Genomic DNA, 14,802 nt, shown 5'->3' with positions numbered 1-14,802 from the left:
TCGACGTGGCTGGCACCGCCGAGGTTGAGGAAGCCCGCGAGCATGCCCGCCGTGGCGGATTGCCGGTGCAGCCGGGGCAACGGCAGCACCTCGCTCACGCAGGTCCGGGCCAGGGCGCAGGCGGTGCCAGCCACGTCGAGGATCAGGAAGGCCGTCGTCGCGGTCGGGGGCATCGGTCCCGGAAGGCATGATGGGAGGTTCGCCCCAGATAGGACGATGCCGGAGAACCACGCAAACGGATTCGGTTTTCAGGGACCGGAGTTTTCGCTCCGCCACCGGTCGTGCCGAGCCGGATCAGTCCGCGACGCCGTGTGGCGCGGCCGGGGGATGCGCGGCACCTTCCGGGGCGGCGCAGCAGGTCCGGTTCCGGCCGGCGGCCTTGGCCGCATAGAGGGCGGCATCGGCTCGCCGGTAGAGGTCGAACGGGTCCGTGGAGCCGCCCGCAGAGGGCAGGGCGCTGGCCACGCCGACGCTGACGGTGATCGCGCCCGCTTCGATCTCCGCCGACGGAACCGACAGGGTCGACATCCGCGCATGAACGCGCTCGGCCGCGCCGAGGGCGGCGGCCCCATCGGCATTCGGCAGCAGCAGGACGAACTCTTCGCCACCGACCCGGCAGACGATGTCCCCGGCACGACGCAGGCTGGCGGACAGGCAGCGGCCGATGCCCTGGAGCACCCTGTCGCCGACGGCGTGACCATGGCGGTCGTTGTAGCGCTTGAAATGGTCCGCATCGACCACGAGGAGCGAGAACGGCGTTCCCTGAAGGCGGGCGCTCGTCCACAACCGGGCGACCATCTCCTCGAACGCGCGGCGGTTGGGCAATCCGGTGAGCATGTCGGTTCGAGACAGGCGCTCCAGTTCCGCCTGGATCGCGGCGCGGCGGCGCAGCTCTCGCCAGAACAGGAGGGAGAGGCCGATGGTCAGGCCGCACAGCAGAACCACGATGAGGCTGATGACGAGGGCCTTCCCGCGCCACTCCGCCTCGATCTCGTAAGCCGACAGGGTGACGTTGAGGATGAAGGGCAGGTCGCCGATGCGGGTGAAGGCGAAGTGCCGCTCGCTGCCGTCGCGGGGCGATGTCCCCACGAAGCTGCCGCTGCCCTCCCGCCGGAACCGTTCGAATGTCGGGGTCCCGGCGATGGAGCTGCCAATATCACTCTCCAGATAAGGATGGCGGACGATGCGCATGCCGTCGGAGCGATACAGGTTGATCGCACCATACGGGCCGAGACCGATCCGATCGAACAGCCTGTGGAAGTAGGACAGGCTCAGCGAGCCCAGCACGATGCCGCCGAAGGATCCGTCCGGCTTGTTGATGCGGCGGCTCAGGACCAGCACCGGCGTCCCCAATAGGCGCGAGACGACGGGAGCGCTGATGTAGAGGCCGAGATCGGCCCGGGCCTTCTGCGCCTTGAAGTAGTCGCGATCGGAATTGTTGAGCTTGCGCGGCGTCACCGACGCGGCGTCGATGACGGTGTCTCCGTTCTCGTCGAGGACGAGCATCACCCCCATGTCCCGGGCGCTGGCGGCACGGTCGAAGAGGATCAGCTGCCGCAATTCGGGGCTGACGTCTCGTACGCCCGGCACGTTCAGGCCGTCGACGACGCCCTGAATCGACAGGTCGATGATCTCGAAATTGCGGGCGATGTCGCGCTCGATGACCCGAAGCAGGTTTCGCGAGGTCTGCTCGGCCTTGTCCCAGGCGTCGCGCCGCATGTCGAGCAGCATCACCCCGGAGGTGATCAGCATGCCGATCGGCGCGAGAACACCGAGCACGATCCAGGTCCGGGCGGACCATGTGAACCGGCCGAGGCGAAGCTTGAGGCCCATGGACAGCCTGCGGCACGAACGTCTTCAGGTAGTCCGGGGTCTCGTGCGCTAGCCCCCGACCCTCAGTGCCTCAGCACCTAGTGCGCGATCCATAGGCAAGCAAACACTCAGGGTTTGAATCCGGGTGGACTGTCATCACGAGGACCGACGGCCTGACCTCACGGTGGCCGTGCGAGGCATTATCTTGCCTCGAACGGCGTTGACCGGACCCTCGGACCTGTTTAAACCGGCTGGCACGAGTTTACGATTCGTCAGACCGACGAACGGCGAGGTTTCGGTTTTCCCATGCGGGTCATCCTTATCGTAACGGAAGCGCCACCGACCGGGCGGCCCTGATACAGGGGCCGTGATCCGGATGGTGGCGCATGCAGGGTCCTTCGGGACCCTTTTTTGTTGCCGCGACGAGACGTTTGACACTGGGTTCAATCAGGTTTTGAGGAGCAGGACGATGAGCGGCGAGGTCATGACCGGGGCCGAAATGGTCATCCGGGCGTTCCGGGATCAGGGTGTCGATACGCTGTTCGGGTATCCGGGCGGTGCGGTGCTGCCGATCTACGATGCCCTCTTCCACCAGGAAGAACTGAAGCACGTCCTCGTCCGGCACGAGCAGGGCGCGGTCCATGCGGCCGAGGGCTATGCCCGCTCGTCGGGCAAGGTCGGTTGCGTCCTCGTCACGTCCGGCCCCGGCGCCACCAACATCGTCACCGGGCTCACCGACGCGATGCTGGATTCGATCCCCCTCGTCTGCATCACCGGCCAGGTTCCGACGCACCTGATCGGCACCGATGCGTTCCAGGAATGCGACACGGTCGGCATCACCCGCCACTGCACGAAGCACAATTACCTGGTCAAATCGATCGACGACCTGCCGCGCATCCTGCACGAGGCCTTCTTCGTCGCCTCGAACGGACGGCCGGGCCCCGTCGTGGTCGATCTGCCGAAAGACATCCAGTTCGCGAGCGGGATCTACGAGCGCCCCACCCATAACGGCCACAAGACCTACCGCCCCGCCTTCAAGGGCGACGCGCAGGCGATCCAGTCGGCCGTCGAGCTGATGGCGAATGCCCGCCGTCCGGTCCTCTATACCGGCGGCGGCGTCATCAATTCCGGCCCGCACGCCTCGGCGCTCCTGCGCCAGCTGGCGGAGGTCACCGGCTTTCCCGTCACCTCGACCCTGATGGGTCTGGGCGCCTTCCCGGCCTCGAACCCGCAGTTCCTGGGCATGCTGGGCATGCACGGGACCTACGAGGCCAACCTCGCCATGCATGAATGCGACGTGATGGTCTGTATCGGTGCCCGGTTCGACGACCGCATCACCGGCCGTCTCGACGCGTTCTCGCCCTTCTCCAAGAAGATCCACATCGACGTCGACGCCTCCTCGATCAACAAGGTGGTCAAGGTCGATATCGGCATCGTCGGCGATTGCGGCTCGGTGCTCGAAGACATGCTCGCGGCCTGGAAGGCCCTGCCCAAGCGCCCCGACCAGGGCCGCTTCGACGAGTGGATGGCCAAGATCCGCACGTGGAAGGCGCGGGACTGCCTCGCCTATTGGCCGTCGGGCACGATCATCAAGCCGCAATACGCGGTGCAGCGCCTCTATGAGGCCTGCAAGGACCGGAAGACCTTCATCACCACGGAGGTCGGCCAGCATCAGATGTGGGCGGCGCAGTACTTCAAGTTCGACGAGCCGAACCGCTGGATGACCTCGGGCGGCCTCGGCACCATGGGCTACGGCCTGCCCGCGGCCATCGGCACCCAGCTCGCCAATCCGGACGGTCTCGTCATCGACATCGCCGGCGAGGCCTCGATCCTGATGAACATCCAGGAGATGTCGACCGCCGTGCAGTATCGCCTGCCGGTCAAGATCTTCATCCTGAACAACGAGTATATGGGCATGGTGCGGCAGTGGCAGGAGTTGCTGCACGGCTCGCGCTATTCGCAGAGCTATTCGGAAAGCCTGCCGGACTTCGTCAAGCTGGCGGAGGCCTACGGCGCCAAGGGAATGCGCTGCGACAAGCCGGGCGAGCTCGACGGGGCGATCGCCGAGATGCTGGCCCATGACGGCCCGGTCATCTTCGATTGCATCGTCGACAAGAAAGAGAACTGCTTCCCGATGATCCCGTCGGGCAAGGCGCACAACGAGATGCTGCTCTCCGACTACCTCGGCGAGACCGGAATGGACCTCGGCGACGTGATCTCCGAGGAAGGCAAGATGCTGGTCTGACCGACGGCACGGAGGAGAGACGTCATGAACGCCATGAACACGCACTACCCCGATGCCGGTCGGGTCGAGCCGATCAACCGGCACACCCTCGCGGTCATCGTCGACAACGAGCCGGGCGTCCTCGCGCGGATCGCGGGGATGTTCTCGGGACGCGGCTACAACATCGAGAGCCTGACGGTGTCGGAGACCGAGGTGGCGCGCCACATCTCGCGCATCACCATCGTCACCGCCGGCACCGATGCGGTGATCCAGCAGATCAAGGCTCAGCTCGACCGGCTCGTGCCCGTGCACCGGGTCGTCGACCTCACGCTCCAGGGCAAGGCCCTCGAGCGTGAGCTCTGCCTCGTCAAGGTGGCGGGTACCGGTGAGCACCGCACCGAATCGCTCACCCTCGCCGCCGCCTTCGGCGCCAAGACCCTGGACGCAACCCTGAACTCCTTCGTGTTCGAGGTCACCGGCACCACCGAGGAGATCGACCGCTTCATCGGCCTGATGACGGTGATCGGCCTCGTGGAGATCTCCCGCACCGGCATCGCGGCCATGGGGCGTGGCTCCGAGGCGATGTGAGGCTTTTTCGCCGACGGTGATAACGTGCCGGAGATGTGCCGGGGATGATGCGATGAGAGCGAGGCTGGAACGGAGTGGGGACGATTTCGTCCTCTCAGTGACCCGAGAGGACGTGCGGAAGCTCGGTCTCGTCGAGGGGCAGGAAGTGGACATCGATCCGGTGCCTGCCCCCCTCGCGCCTCCGCCCGCCCGCCGTTACGTCAACGGGTTCCCCGTCTTCACGATGGCGGAAATGGCTGCGGAGATGAGGAGACTCGGGCCTGATTTCGAGCCTCCGACCGTCGATTGGGGACCGGATGTCGGTTCCGAGATCATCAATGATGACGATCCCCGCTGATCGGCCGCATGAGCCGGGTGACCTGATCCTCGTCGATCTCGACCCCGTTCTCGGAACCGAGCAACGCGGAAAGCGACCGGTCCTCATTGTCTCGACCCTGGAGATGAACACGCTGACCCGGCGGATCATCATCTGCCCGGTCACCCGCAATCGCGATCCCTGGCCGACGAAAGTCTTTTTGCCGGAGGGGTTAGGCGCTGACGGCGCAGTCCTCGCCGATCAGGTGCGTTCTATCGACCGCAGAGCGCGCATCCTCCGCTCCCTCGGGACAGTCCCCGATCCCATACTCGCGGAAGTCCGCGCCAAGGTGGCAGCGTTGATCGGCTTGCAATTCGATAGTGAGACCGAGGAAAGCTCAGCTCCATGACCACCCTCTACTACGCCCCCGGCGCCTGCTCGCTCGCCTCCCACATCGCCCTCGAGGAAACGGGAGCGCCCTACGAAACCGTGCGGCTCGACCTCGCAAAGGGCGACCAGCGGGCGGCCGAATACCTCGCCGTCAACGAGCGCGGCCGCGTGCCGGCGCTGGTCGAGGAGGATTGGGTGCTCACCGAGAACACCGCCATCCTGCGCCACATCGCGCGCAGTCATCCGCAGGCCGGCCTGTGGCCGCAGGCGCCCCGCGATCAGGCGCGGGTCGACGAATGGCTGGGCTGGCTCTCCACCGGCCATCATATCGCCTACGCGCATATCCGCCGGGCCGAGCGCTACACGAGCGATGAGACGGCCTTCCCGGGCATCCAGGCCAAGGGCGTCGAGACCTGCGGCGACCTCTTCACTATGACCGAGGTCAAGCTCTCCAACGGCGGCTGGGCCGTCGGCGAAGCCTACAGCGTCGCCGATCCCTACCTGCTGCTGTTCTGGACCTGGGGCCGCGGCCCGGCGCTCGGCTTCGACATGGCGGAGCGCTTTCCCCATTGGACCGCGCATGCCCGCGCCATGGCGGCGCGGCCCGCCGTGCAGGCCGTGTTCGCCCGCGAAGGCCTCAAACTGCCTGAATAAGGTTCGACCGGGGGCACACCGCCTCTTGTTCGGGACGCAAAACCGGATTATGCCGCTGCGTACCGTACGGTACGGTACTGGTTGTCTGGAAGCATGAGCGCGACGGTCGCACGCGACGAGACGGGGCAGGAGGTCCCCTCGGCCCGCCAACAGGCGGTGCTCGATGCCGTGCTCGCTCTCCTCGTCGAGGAGGGCGACCAGCTCACCATGGACGCGGTCGCCCGCCGGGCGAGTTGCTCGAAGGAAACCCTGTACAAATGGTTCGGGGACCGGGACGGTCTCCTCACCGCTACGGTGCGCTGGCAGGCCTCGCGCGTCCATGCGGGGCGCGACGCGGCGGGCGTGCTCGATGCGGCGACCCTGCGGGAGCGCCTGCTCGATTTCGCCGTGACCTGGCTCGATGTGATCGCGGGCCGTACCTCGGTGGTGCTGAACCGCATCGCCATCGCGCATGCCGGCTCGCGCAAGGGCAACCTCGGCGCCATCGTGCTGGCGAACGGGCGGCTGGCCATTGGCGGGCGGGTCAAGCCCGTGCTGGAAGCGGGCCGTGCGGCCGGGCTCCTCGCCTATGAGGACGGCGAGACCGCCTTCCGGACCTTCTTCGGTCTGGTCGGGCGCGACATCCAGATCCGACTTCTCCTCGGCGACGCGCTCGACCTCGACGCCGCCGAGATCCGACGCGACGCGGCCCGCGCCGTCGACCAGTTCCTGGCCCTCTACGGCCAGGCCCGACCCTGACACCCCACGCGAAGAGGACATTCAACCATGCGGGTCTATTACGATCGTGACGCCGACCTCAACCTGATCAAGGGCAAGAAGGTCGTCATCGTCGGCTACGGCAGCCAGGGCCATGCCCACGCCCTCAACCTGCGCGATTCCGGCGTGAAGGGCATCGTCATCGCACTCCGCGAAGGCTCGGCCACCGCCAAGAAGGCGGAGCACGAGGGCTTCACGGTGATGAACGTCGCCGACGCCGCCCGCCAAGCCGACGTCGTCATGATGCTGACCCCGGACGAGTTGCAGGGCGACATCTACAAGGAGTCGCTCGAGCCGAACATGAAGCAGGGCGCCGCCCTCCTGTTCGCCCACGGCCTCAACGTCCACTTCAACCTCATCGAGCCCCGCAAGGATCTCGACGTGCTCATGGTCGCCCCCAAGGGCCCCGGCCACACCGTGCGCGGCGAGTACCTCAAGGGCGGCGGCGTGCCGACCCTGATCGCCATCGCGCAGGACGCTTCCGGCAACGCGCACGATCTCGGCCTGTCCTACGCTTCGGCCAATGGCGGCGGCCGCGCCGGCATCATCGAGACCACCTTCAAGGAAGAGTGCGAGACCGACCTGTTCGGCGAGCAGGCCGTGCTGTGCGGCGGCCTCGTCGAGCTCATCAAGGCCGGCTTCGAGACCCTGGTCGAGGGCGGCTACGCTCCCGAGATGGCCTATTTCGAGTGCCTCCACGAAGTGAAGCTCATCGTCGACCTCATCTACGAGGGCGGCATCGCCAACATGAACTACTCGATCTCCAACACCGCCGAGTACGGCGAGTACGTCACCGGCCCGCGCATCGTCACGAGCGAGACCAAGGCCGAAATGAAGCGCGTGCTGGACGACATCCAGTCGGGCAAGTTCACCCGCGACTGGATGCTGGAGAACAAGGTCGGCCAGACCTCGTTCAAGGCCACCCGCGCCAAGCTCGCCCGTCACCCGATCGAGGAAGTCGGCTCGAAGCTCCGTGGCATGATGCCGTGGATCTCCGAGAAGGCCCTGGTCGACAAGTCCAAGAACTGATTTTTGTGATGGGCGGCCGGGCTTCGCTCGGTCGCCCCCTCGCGGAGAAAGCCGGCCTCGTGCGAGCGGGGCCGGCTTTTTGTTTGGGTCGACCCTCCCCCATTGCGGGGGAGGGTGGTCGCGGAGCGACCGGGAGAGGGGACGACGCTTCCGGAAATGGCGCTCCCCTCATCCGACTTGGCTCGCGGGCCATCGTCTCCCGCAAAGGGAAGAAGGACGAGCTGCCCCCGTTGTACTCTCAGGAAAATCCGGCGATCATGCTCCGTAACGGCTGCCCATCTGAGAGCGGCCGAAGGTTGGAGGACACCCATGGCTTCGCTCTATTACGACGAGCACCGCGCGCTTCAGGAAGAGTACAACACCGTCAAGCTCGCCGAGCGTCTCGACACCGGCTGGGTGCATGACGAGATCGGCCCCGACGAGGCCGCCTTCATCGGCAGCCGCGACATGTTCTTCCTGTCCACGGTCGATCCCGACGGCATGCCCACCGTCTCGTACAAGGGCGGCAGCACCGGCTTCGTGAAGGTGCTCGACGCCAACACGCTGGTCTTCCCCGGGCTGGACGGGAACGGCATGTGGTACTCGATGGGCAACATCGAGGGTCAGTCCAAGGTCGGGCTGCTGTTCATCGATTTCGAGACCCCGCACCGTGTCCGCGTCCAGGGCCACGCCCGGATGCTGCGCGACGATCCGCTGATGGCCGAGTACACCGAGGCCAAGTACCTCGTGAAGATCGAGGTGACGAAGGCCTGGGTCAACTGCCCGCGCTACATCCACAAGTATCAGAAGGTGTCCCAGAACAAATACGTGCCGCGCCCCGACAAGGAGACGCCGCTCGCCCTGTGGAAGCGTCTCGACATGGTCGGTGACGTGATCTCGGACGAGGACAAGGCGCGGGTCGAGAAGGAAGGCCAGCTCGCCCTGCCGGAATACGAGGCACGGGTGGCGCGCGGCGAAAGCTGAAGCCCGGCCGAGCACCGTCCCGGCCATCGTATCCGGGGCGGTGCGCCAAGCAGGTTCGCGTTGGCAAGCCAACGCTTCACCTCGCTTAGGCCCTTGAAGTATCGCAGGTTTTAGGACGCAAAACCGGCGACCACTTTTGCGAACCTGCTTAGTCCTCCCGGCGGGCGACGATGAAGACCCGCGGGAAGGCGAGCAGGCGTCGCCCGTCGCTGCGCGGCGGATAAGCCTCATCGATCGCCGTCGCATAGGCGGCGAGGAACCCGGCCGTGTCCTCGGGGTCCAGCGGGTCCAGGAAGGGCCGGAGCCCGGTCGCCCTGACCCATTCGACGATGGCGGCGGCATCCGCCATCGGGTGGTGATAGGCGGTGCGCCACACATCGACCCCGGCCGCGAGCGGCGCCAGCAGGTCGTAATAGCCGGCCGGCTCCAGCATCCGCCCGAGCCGCCCGGCCACGGCCGGATCGCCGATGGCCCCGGCCCAGGGACCGGCACCCGCTACCTCGCGCATCAGGCGGTGCGAGGGCTCGGCGAGGTTGTCGGGCATCTGCACGGCGAGCACGCCGCCGGGTGCCACGAGGCCGAGGAGCCGGGGCAGGAGCACCGGGTGGTCGGGCAGCCATTGCAGCACGGCGTTGGCGTAGATCAGGTCCGGCGCCCGCTCGGGGATCCAGGTCGCCGCATCGGCCAGTACGAAGGCGAGGCCGGGCAGGCGGCTCCTCGCCCGCTCCAGCATCGCCGGTGAGGTATCGAGGCCGATCACCTCCGCTTCGGGAAAGCGTGCGGTGATGAGCGCGGTGGAATTGCCGGGGCCGCAGCCGAGATCGTAGACGAGGCGGGGGGCTTCGAGCGGCACGCGGGCCAGGAGCTCGGCCGCCGGACGGGTGCGCTGGTCCTCGAAGCGGGTGTAGAGGGCGGGGTTCCAATCGGCCATCGTGCTCACCCTTCCGCTCCGTCGTCGTCAGCAGCCGAGCTGGTCGGCCAGATCCGTGAGGTCCCGGGCCGCGTAGGTGACCGGAACATTGGGCGCCGTTTCGCCACCGCCCGGCCCGTTCTCGCGCGGGCGGGCGATATGGGCGGTGGACAGGCCGTGGCTCGCCGCGGCCGCGAGGTCGCCCGAATGGGCGGCGACCATCAAGGTCTCCGCCGGAGCGAAGCCGAAGGCCGCCACCGCATCGCGATAGAGGGCCGGTTTCGGCTTGTAATCGCGGGAATGGCCGGCACCCAGGATCGCATCGAAAATCAGCCCGTTGCGGCGGGCGAGGTCGGCCATCAGCCGGATATGACCGTTCGAGTTTGGCGCCAGGAGGTGGCGCGTCCGAAGACGCCGCAGGGCATGCGGTACGTCGGGCCAGGCATCGAGCCGGTGCCAGGCCTGGACCAGTTCCCGCTGTGTGGCATCCGACACGCCGACGATGCCGAACTCGGCCAGGACGAGGGGCAGGGAGTCCGCATGGAGGGTATCGAGGTCCACGAAGGGTCGGGCCCCCGAACGCACGGTCTCCAACGAAGGCCCGTAGCGCCGGCGCCACGCATCCGCGAAAGCGCCGGCATCGAGGGTGGGCACCTCCGCGCCGAGCAGGCGTGCGGCCTCGCGGGCCACTCCGGAGCGCCAGTCGACGAGCGTCCCGAAGACGTCGAAGACGAGCGCCCGGATCATTACCGGACGGTCCGCAACCGCGGCCCGCGGCGGACGAAGCCGACGATGTCCTTCACCGCATCCAGCGTCGGGGCCGCGATGGCCTCGGCGCGCTCGGAGCCGTCGGCGAGGACGGAGTCGATATAGTCGGTATCGGCCACGAGGCGCTTCATCTCGGAGGCGATCGGTGCCAGCGTCTCCACCGCGAGCTCCACCAGCGCCCCCTTGAAGGCCGAGAACTGGGCGCCGCCGTAATCGGCCAGCACCTCGTCGCGGGCGACGCCCTTCAGCGCCGCGAAGATGCCCACGAGGTTGTCGGCCTCTGGCCGCGCGGCGAGACCCGCCGTCTCGGAGGGCAGGGGCTCGGGATCGGTCTTGGCCTTGCGCACCTTGTTGGCGATGGTATCCGCCTCGTCGGTGAGGTTGATGCGCGAATTGTCGGAGGGGTCCGACTTCGACATCTTCTTGGTACCGTCCCGCAGGGACATGACGCGGGCGGCCGGGCCGCCGATCAGCGGCTCGGTGATCGGGAAGAAGCCCGCGCCCGCATCGTGCCCGTGGGCGGAGATCGACTCGGAAAAGTCGTTGTTGAACTTCTGCGCGATGTCGCGGGTCAGTTCGAGATGCTGCTTCTGGTCCTCGCCCACCGGCACGTGGGTGGCGCGGTAGGCCAGGATGTCGGCGGCCATCAGCACCGGATAGGCGTAGAGCCCGACGCTCGCGTTCTCCCGGTCCTTGCCGGCCTTGTCCTTGAACTGGGTCATGCGGTTCAGCCAGCCGAGGCGGGCGACGCAGTTGAAGATCCAGGCGAGCTCGGCATGGGCCGGCACCTGGCTCTGGTTGAAGACGATGCTGCGCTTCGGATCGATGCCGGCGGCGAGGAAGGCGGCGGTGACTTCGCGGATCTGGCCCTTCAGCGCGGCCGGATCCTGCCACAGGGTGATCGCGTGCATGTCGACGACGCAGTAGAGGCATTGCGCCTCGCGCTCCTGCATCTCCACGAAGCGCTTGATGGCGCCGAGGTAATTGCCGAGATGCAGGTTGCCCGTGGGCTGTACGCCCGAGAACACGAGCTCTGTGAACGCGGTCATCGCGCGTGGTTCCTATGGCGTGATGGCGAGGGAGAAGCCCGACGCTCGGATCAGGGCACCGACGTTTGCGTTCTGAACGGCTCACCATGGGTGGTCAAGGTGCACGGTTTGGCGGCACTCGGCGCACCGAACCAAAAAATGGTCGAACTTTCGTACGCAATTTGGTATCGAAGCTAGATCGCCTTGGCCATTCCAGCGAGGCGGCAGGCGGTGAGGTGGCGAATGGAAGCTCGGCTGCAGAGTATCATGGCCGATGTGGCGGTGAGTGTGTCGGAGCTGAAGAAGAGTCCGACATCGGTGATGAACCGTGCCGACGGAGCACCGGTGGCGATCCTGAACCACAACCGCGTCATGGGCTACATGGTCCCGCCGGAGACCTTCGAGGCCATGATGGACGCCATCGACGACGACGTGCTGGCAGCCATCGTGAAAGCCCGCTCCGGCGAAGTGCCTTGTACGGAGCCGCCAAGCGGTAGCCCCGCCGCTACCGCCTAACCCCGCTCCCGTGCCTGCCCGGTCGGGCAGATGTCCAGCAGCACGCACTTCCCGCACGCCGGATTGCGGTGGTGGCACACGGCCTGGCCGTGGAGCATCAGGATCTCGTGGTTGTCGTAGAGATCCTGCGCGCTCCACTCCGCCGGAAGTTGCGCCCGCAGGATCGGATGAGACGGGCCGACATCGACCTTCGGGCCGATGAGGCCGGTGCGTTGCGCCACCCGGTGGTGGTGGCTGTCCACCGGCAGCGCCGGCATCCGCAGCAGGCTGAACGAGAGCACGGCCGCACTGGTCTTCGGCCCCACTCCGGGGATCGCTTCGAGCCACGAGCGCGCCGCGTCGACCTCCATCTCCTTCAGGAAATCGAGGGAGAGGGCGCCGTGACGCTCGGCCACCGCCGCCAGGACGGCGCGGATGCGGGGCGCCTTCAGTTCCGGCCATGTCACGCCGGAGATGGTGGCCTCGATCTCCTCCACGGGCGCGCCCACGAGGTCGGCCCAATCCGGGTAGCGTGCCCGCAACGCCTTGAAGGCGCGACCGGACTCGGCGTTCCGGGTGCGGTGCGACAGGAGCGAGGAGACGAGTTCGCTCAAGGGATCGAGGCTGTGGAAATACGGAATCGGGCAGCCGTAGACCGGGCAGAGCCGGCGATGGATCTCCAGCGCCTTGTCCGTCAGGCTCGCATCCGCGAGGGGGACGGATCGCTTGGTCTGCCGGGGGCGGGGGCCGGCGAGGTCGTGCCCGGAGGTGATGGCCATGACGACGGAATCCGCGCCGAGTCCCGCCGGTTCCGATCCGGCGCGAGAGGACGTGCCGCAGGGCGGCAGTATCGTGCAATGGACTGACAGTTGCGCCAAGGTGAAAGCCCGAACCTTGCGCCCCGGCGAAGGTCATGCGAGGCTTTGTCCGTCAGCGAATGACGAAGCGGGAGAGCCCAGGCCGGTACCAACCGGTCATGGCGCCGACGGAGCAACCACCCCCGGAAACTCTCAGGCACAATCACCGCTTCGTTTTGACAATCTGGAGAGAGGCGCCTTCGCGGGCGTCCACCGAAGGAGAAATCCCACCCTTCCCGGGGCGGGAGAAGCTCTCAGGTAACCGTGACAGATGGGGGTAGCCGGATCGCTCGATCGAGCATCCGGAGCCGTTCTGTCATGGGATGACCAGATGCCGCTCGACGCTTCCAGCACACCGCTTCACGCGCTCCATCTGCGCCACGGCGCCCGCATGGTGCCCTTCGCGGGTTATGCGCTGCCGCTCCATTATCCGGCGGGCCTGATCGCCGAACACCTGCACACCCGCAAGGCGGCCGGTCTGTTCGACGTGTCGCATATGGGCCAGATCCGGCTGAAGCCGGGTCCGGGCGGCATGGCGGACCTCGCCCGCGCCCTCGAAACCCTCCTGCCCATCGACGTGCTGGGGCTGGCGCCCGGCCGGCAGCGCTACGGTTTCCTCACCGATGACACCGGCGGCATCCTCGACGACCTCATGGTCGCGCGCCTCGACGACAGCCTGATCCTGGTCGTCAACGCAGCCAACAAGGTGGCGGACGAGGCCCATCTTCGCGCTCATCTCACCGGCCTGTGCGAGATCACGGTGCTGCCCCGGGCGCTCCTCGCCCTCCAGGGGCCGCTGGCGGAGAGCGCCCTGGCACGGCTCGCCCCCGAGACCGCCGCCATGCGCTTCCTTGACGTGACCTGGGTGGAGCTCCTCGGCGCGTCCGCCCTCGTCAGCCGCTCCGGCTATACCGGGGAGGACGGGTTCGAGATTTCTCTCCCCGAGGATGCCGCGGATGCGGTCGCCGAGGCATTGCTGCAGGACGAGGACGTGGAGCCGGTGGGCCTCGGCGCACGCGATTCCCTGCGGCTGGAAGCCGGCCTGTGCCTGCACGGAGCCGATATCGATGCCGGGACGAGCCCGGTCGAGGCCGGCCTGACCTGGGCGATCCAGCCGGTCCGCCGCCACGGCGGCGCGCGGGCGGGCGGCTTTCCGGGCGCTGAGCGCATCCTCGATGAGATCGGTGACGGTCCCGCGTCGCGGCGCGTCGGCCTGCTGCCGGAGGGCCCGACCCCGGTGCGGGGAGGGGCCGCGCTCGTCGCAGAGGAGGCCGGCGAGGCCATCGGCCGGGTCACCTCCGGCGGGTTCAGCCCCAGCCTCAAGGCGCCCATCGCCATGGGCTACGTCCCCGCCGCCCTGTCGACGCCCGGCACCCGCCTCTTCGCGGAAGTGCGCGGCCGGCGCCTGCCGGTCTCGGTCGTGGCGCTTCCCTTCGTGCCGGCGCGCTTCAAGCGCAGCTGAATCCCGGCCCCCGGCCGACTTCCCCCACCACCTGTTCACGGAGCGCATCATGCTGAAATACACGGACGAGCACGAGTGGCTGGCCATCGAGGGCGATGTCGCCACCATCGGCATCACCACCCATGCGGCTGAGCAGCTCGGAGACCTCGTCTTCGTCGAGCTTCCCAAGGTCGGCGCCAAGCTCGTCAAGGGCGAGGCCGCGGCGGTGGTGGAATCGGTGAAGGCCGCCTCCGACGTGTTCGCCCCGGTCTCGGGCGAGGTGACGGAGGTCAACGAGGCCGCCGTGTCGGACCCGGCCAGCATCGGCACCGACCCGCAGGGCGCGGGCTGGCTCTACCGCCTCCGCCTCGACGACGTCGCCTCCCTCGACGGATTGATGGACGAGGCCGCCTACGCCGCGTTCGCGAAGTAGCGCTCGGAACGACCCAGAACGCGCCCTCCTCCCCCTTGTGGGGAGGAGTTGGAGGTGGGGGTGATTGGGTGACCCTCAAGCTGCGGAGGCAAGCGGCGCCACCCCCCCTCTTGACCTTTCCACCAAGGGGTGAAGGGACGCGCCTGGCCTGAGTCACAG

General features: G+C 67.5%; 16 protein-coding genes, 1 pseudogene and 2 riboswitches. Of the genes and pseudogenes, 11 read left to right on the top strand and 6 right to left on the bottom strand.

The features are described 5' to 3' along the window. Together MBTS_RS23700 and MBTS_RS07425 are read right to left on the bottom strand one after the other, a co-directional pair. Positions 1 to 173: pseudogene (locus MBTS_RS23700) on the bottom strand (chemotaxis protein CheW); the annotation flags it as partial. 121 nt (positions 174 to 294) lie between these two features. Continuing rightward, entirely contained in the window at positions 295 to 1,833 is a 1,539-nt protein-coding gene (locus tag MBTS_RS07425; protein ID WP_192215337.1) for a sensor domain-containing diguanylate cyclase, read from the bottom strand. Positions 1,834 to 2,281: 448 nt separating this feature from the next. On the opposite strand from MBTS_RS07425, the gene MBTS_RS07420 reads away from it, so the two are divergent. The 8 genes from MBTS_RS07420 to MBTS_RS07385 all read left to right on the top strand — a co-directional run bounded on the left by MBTS_RS07420 (position 2,282) and on the right by MBTS_RS07385 (position 8,711). Continuing rightward, positions 2,282 to 4,057, top strand: coding sequence for an acetolactate synthase 3 large subunit (locus MBTS_RS07420; protein ID WP_018044193.1), 1,776 nt, complete (start codon positions 2,282 to 2,284; stop codon positions 4,055 to 4,057). 24 nt (positions 4,058 to 4,081) lie between these two features. Beyond that, the gene (gene ilvN, locus MBTS_RS07415) at positions 4,082 to 4,624 is read left to right on the top strand and encodes an acetolactate synthase small subunit (RefSeq protein ID WP_018044192.1); all 543 of its coding nucleotides are present in this window, start codon (positions 4,082 to 4,084) and stop codon (positions 4,622 to 4,624) included. 52 nt (positions 4,625 to 4,676) lie between these two features. Next, positions 4,677 to 4,961: a hypothetical protein gene (locus tag MBTS_RS07410; protein ID WP_018044191.1), complete on the top strand. Its 285-nt coding sequence runs from the start codon at positions 4,677 to 4,679 to the stop codon at positions 4,959 to 4,961. After that, complete coding sequence (locus MBTS_RS07405; protein ID WP_192215336.1) at positions 4,942 to 5,328, top strand: type II toxin-antitoxin system PemK/MazF family toxin; 387 nt, start codon at positions 4,942 to 4,944, stop codon at positions 5,326 to 5,328. The genes MBTS_RS07410 and MBTS_RS07405 overlap by 20 nt, the downstream gene beginning before the upstream one ends. Beyond that, a complete protein-coding gene (locus MBTS_RS07400) occupies positions 5,325 to 5,963 on the top strand; it encodes a glutathione S-transferase family protein (RefSeq protein WP_147832971.1) in 639 nt (212 codons plus the stop codon). The genes MBTS_RS07405 and MBTS_RS07400 overlap by 4 nt, the downstream gene beginning before the upstream one ends. Before the next feature lie 93 nt (positions 5,964 to 6,056). Further along, the gene (locus MBTS_RS07395; RefSeq protein WP_147832970.1) at positions 6,057 to 6,701 is read left to right on the top strand and encodes a TetR/AcrR family transcriptional regulator; all 645 of its coding nucleotides are present in this window, start codon (positions 6,057 to 6,059) and stop codon (positions 6,699 to 6,701) included. Positions 6,702 to 6,728: 27 nt separating this feature from the next. Further along, the gene (gene ilvC / locus MBTS_RS07390) at positions 6,729 to 7,748 is read left to right on the top strand and encodes a ketol-acid reductoisomerase (RefSeq protein ID WP_018044187.1); all 1,020 of its coding nucleotides are present in this window, start codon (positions 6,729 to 6,731) and stop codon (positions 7,746 to 7,748) included. A 309-nt stretch (positions 7,749 to 8,057) separates the two neighbouring features. Beyond that, on the top strand, positions 8,058 to 8,711 hold the full coding sequence (locus MBTS_RS07385) for a pyridoxamine 5'-phosphate oxidase family protein (protein ID WP_018044186.1): 654 nt from the start codon (positions 8,058 to 8,060) through the stop codon (positions 8,709 to 8,711). 148 nt (positions 8,712 to 8,859) lie between these two features. Here the strand turns inward: MBTS_RS07385 and tam are convergent, their stop codons facing one another. Genes tam through trpS form a run of 3 tightly spaced genes read right to left on the bottom strand, consistent with a single transcriptional unit; the run spans position 8,860 to position 11,438 of the window. Then, positions 8,860 to 9,642 carry a trans-aconitate 2-methyltransferase gene (tam, locus tag MBTS_RS07380; protein WP_192215339.1) on the bottom strand — a complete coding sequence of 261 codons (783 nt, stop codon included), beginning with the start codon at positions 9,640 to 9,642 and terminating at the stop codon, positions 8,860 to 8,862. A 27-nt stretch (positions 9,643 to 9,669) separates the two neighbouring features. Next, entirely contained in the window at positions 9,670 to 10,368 is a 699-nt protein-coding gene (locus tag MBTS_RS07375) for a haloacid dehalogenase type II (RefSeq protein WP_192215335.1), read from the bottom strand. Further along, positions 10,368 to 11,438, bottom strand: coding sequence for a tryptophan--tRNA ligase (trpS, locus tag MBTS_RS07370; RefSeq protein WP_192215334.1), 1,071 nt, complete (start codon positions 11,436 to 11,438; stop codon positions 10,368 to 10,370). The genes MBTS_RS07375 and trpS overlap by 1 nt, the downstream gene beginning before the upstream one ends. A 222-nt stretch (positions 11,439 to 11,660) precedes the next feature. Here trpS and MBTS_RS07365 point away from each other — a divergent pair, with 222 nt between their 5' ends. Continuing rightward, positions 11,661 to 11,933 carry a type II toxin-antitoxin system Phd/YefM family antitoxin gene (locus tag MBTS_RS07365; protein ID WP_238253728.1) on the top strand — a complete coding sequence of 91 codons (273 nt, stop codon included), beginning with the start codon at positions 11,661 to 11,663 and terminating at the stop codon, positions 11,931 to 11,933. On the opposite strand, the gene MBTS_RS07360 is transcribed toward MBTS_RS07365, so the two are convergent. Further along, positions 11,930 to 12,691: an endonuclease III domain-containing protein gene (locus tag MBTS_RS07360; RefSeq protein WP_192215333.1), complete on the bottom strand. Its 762-nt coding sequence runs from the start codon at positions 12,689 to 12,691 to the stop codon at positions 11,930 to 11,932. The two genes, MBTS_RS07365 and MBTS_RS07360, sit on opposite strands and share 4 nt — an antisense overlap. A 157-nt stretch (positions 12,692 to 12,848) precedes the next feature. Beyond that, positions 12,849 to 12,948: riboswitch (glycine riboswitch) on the top strand. Continuing rightward, positions 12,949 to 13,050, top strand: a riboswitch (glycine riboswitch). A gap of 50 nt (positions 13,051 to 13,100) precedes the next feature. On the opposite strand from MBTS_RS07360, the gene gcvT reads away from it, so the two are divergent. Both gcvT and gcvH read left to right on the top strand, forming a co-directional pair. Next, entirely contained in the window at positions 13,101 to 14,231 is a 1,131-nt protein-coding gene (gcvT, locus tag MBTS_RS07355; protein WP_056143007.1) for a glycine cleavage system aminomethyltransferase GcvT, read from the top strand. 49 nt (positions 14,232 to 14,280) lie between these two features. Then, complete coding sequence (gcvH, locus tag MBTS_RS07350) at positions 14,281 to 14,643, top strand: glycine cleavage system protein GcvH (protein ID WP_192215332.1); 363 nt, start codon at positions 14,281 to 14,283, stop codon at positions 14,641 to 14,643. Positions 14,644 to 14,802: the final 159 nt, after the last annotated feature.

Origin of the sequence: Methylobacterium bullatum (assembly GCF_014845095.1) — a bacterium.
GTDB lineage: Bacteria > Pseudomonadota > Alphaproteobacteria > Rhizobiales > Beijerinckiaceae > Methylobacterium > Methylobacterium bullatum.
This window is presented reverse-complemented; position numbering and strand designations above follow the sequence as displayed.

Bases quoted from the DNA above. Each gene is read 5' to 3' on its own strand.
- MBTS_RS07405 (WP_192215336.1), top strand. From the start codon at position 4,942: ATGATGACGATCCCCGCTGATCGGCCGCATGAGCCGGGTGACCTGATC.
- gcvH (WP_192215332.1), top strand. From the start codon at position 14,281: ATGCTGAAATACACGGACGAGCACGAGTGGCTGGCCATCGAGGGCGAT.
- MBTS_RS07360 (WP_192215333.1), bottom strand. From the start codon at position 12,691: ATGGCCATCACCTCCGGGCACGACCTCGCCGGCCCCCGCCCCCGGCAG.
- MBTS_RS07420 (WP_018044193.1), top strand. From the start codon at position 2,282: ATGAGCGGCGAGGTCATGACCGGGGCCGAAATGGTCATCCGGGCGTTC.
- ilvC (WP_018044187.1), top strand. From the start codon at position 6,729: ATGCGGGTCTATTACGATCGTGACGCCGACCTCAACCTGATCAAGGGC.
- MBTS_RS07400 (WP_147832971.1), top strand. From the start codon at position 5,325: ATGACCACCCTCTACTACGCCCCCGGCGCCTGCTCGCTCGCCTCCCAC.
- MBTS_RS07375 (WP_192215335.1), bottom strand. From the start codon at position 10,368: ATGATCCGGGCGCTCGTCTTCGACGTCTTCGGGACGCTCGTCGACTGG.
- MBTS_RS07395 (WP_147832970.1), top strand. From the start codon at position 6,057: ATGAGCGCGACGGTCGCACGCGACGAGACGGGGCAGGAGGTCCCCTCG.
- ilvN (WP_018044192.1), top strand. From the start codon at position 4,082: ATGAACGCCATGAACACGCACTACCCCGATGCCGGTCGGGTCGAGCCG.
- tam (WP_192215339.1), bottom strand. From the start codon at position 9,642: ATGGCCGATTGGAACCCCGCCCTCTACACCCGCTTCGAGGACCAGCGC.
- MBTS_RS07410 (WP_018044191.1), top strand. From the start codon at position 4,677: ATGAGAGCGAGGCTGGAACGGAGTGGGGACGATTTCGTCCTCTCAGTG.
- MBTS_RS07385 (WP_018044186.1), top strand. From the start codon at position 8,058: ATGGCTTCGCTCTATTACGACGAGCACCGCGCGCTTCAGGAAGAGTAC.
- MBTS_RS07365 (WP_238253728.1), top strand. From the start codon at position 11,661: ATGGAAGCTCGGCTGCAGAGTATCATGGCCGATGTGGCGGTGAGTGTG.
- MBTS_RS07425 (WP_192215337.1), bottom strand. From the start codon at position 1,833: ATGGGCCTCAAGCTTCGCCTCGGCCGGTTCACATGGTCCGCCCGGACC.
- trpS (WP_192215334.1), bottom strand. From the start codon at position 11,438: ATGACCGCGTTCACAGAGCTCGTGTTCTCGGGCGTACAGCCCACGGGC.
- gcvT (WP_056143007.1), top strand. From the start codon at position 13,101: ATGCCGCTCGACGCTTCCAGCACACCGCTTCACGCGCTCCATCTGCGC.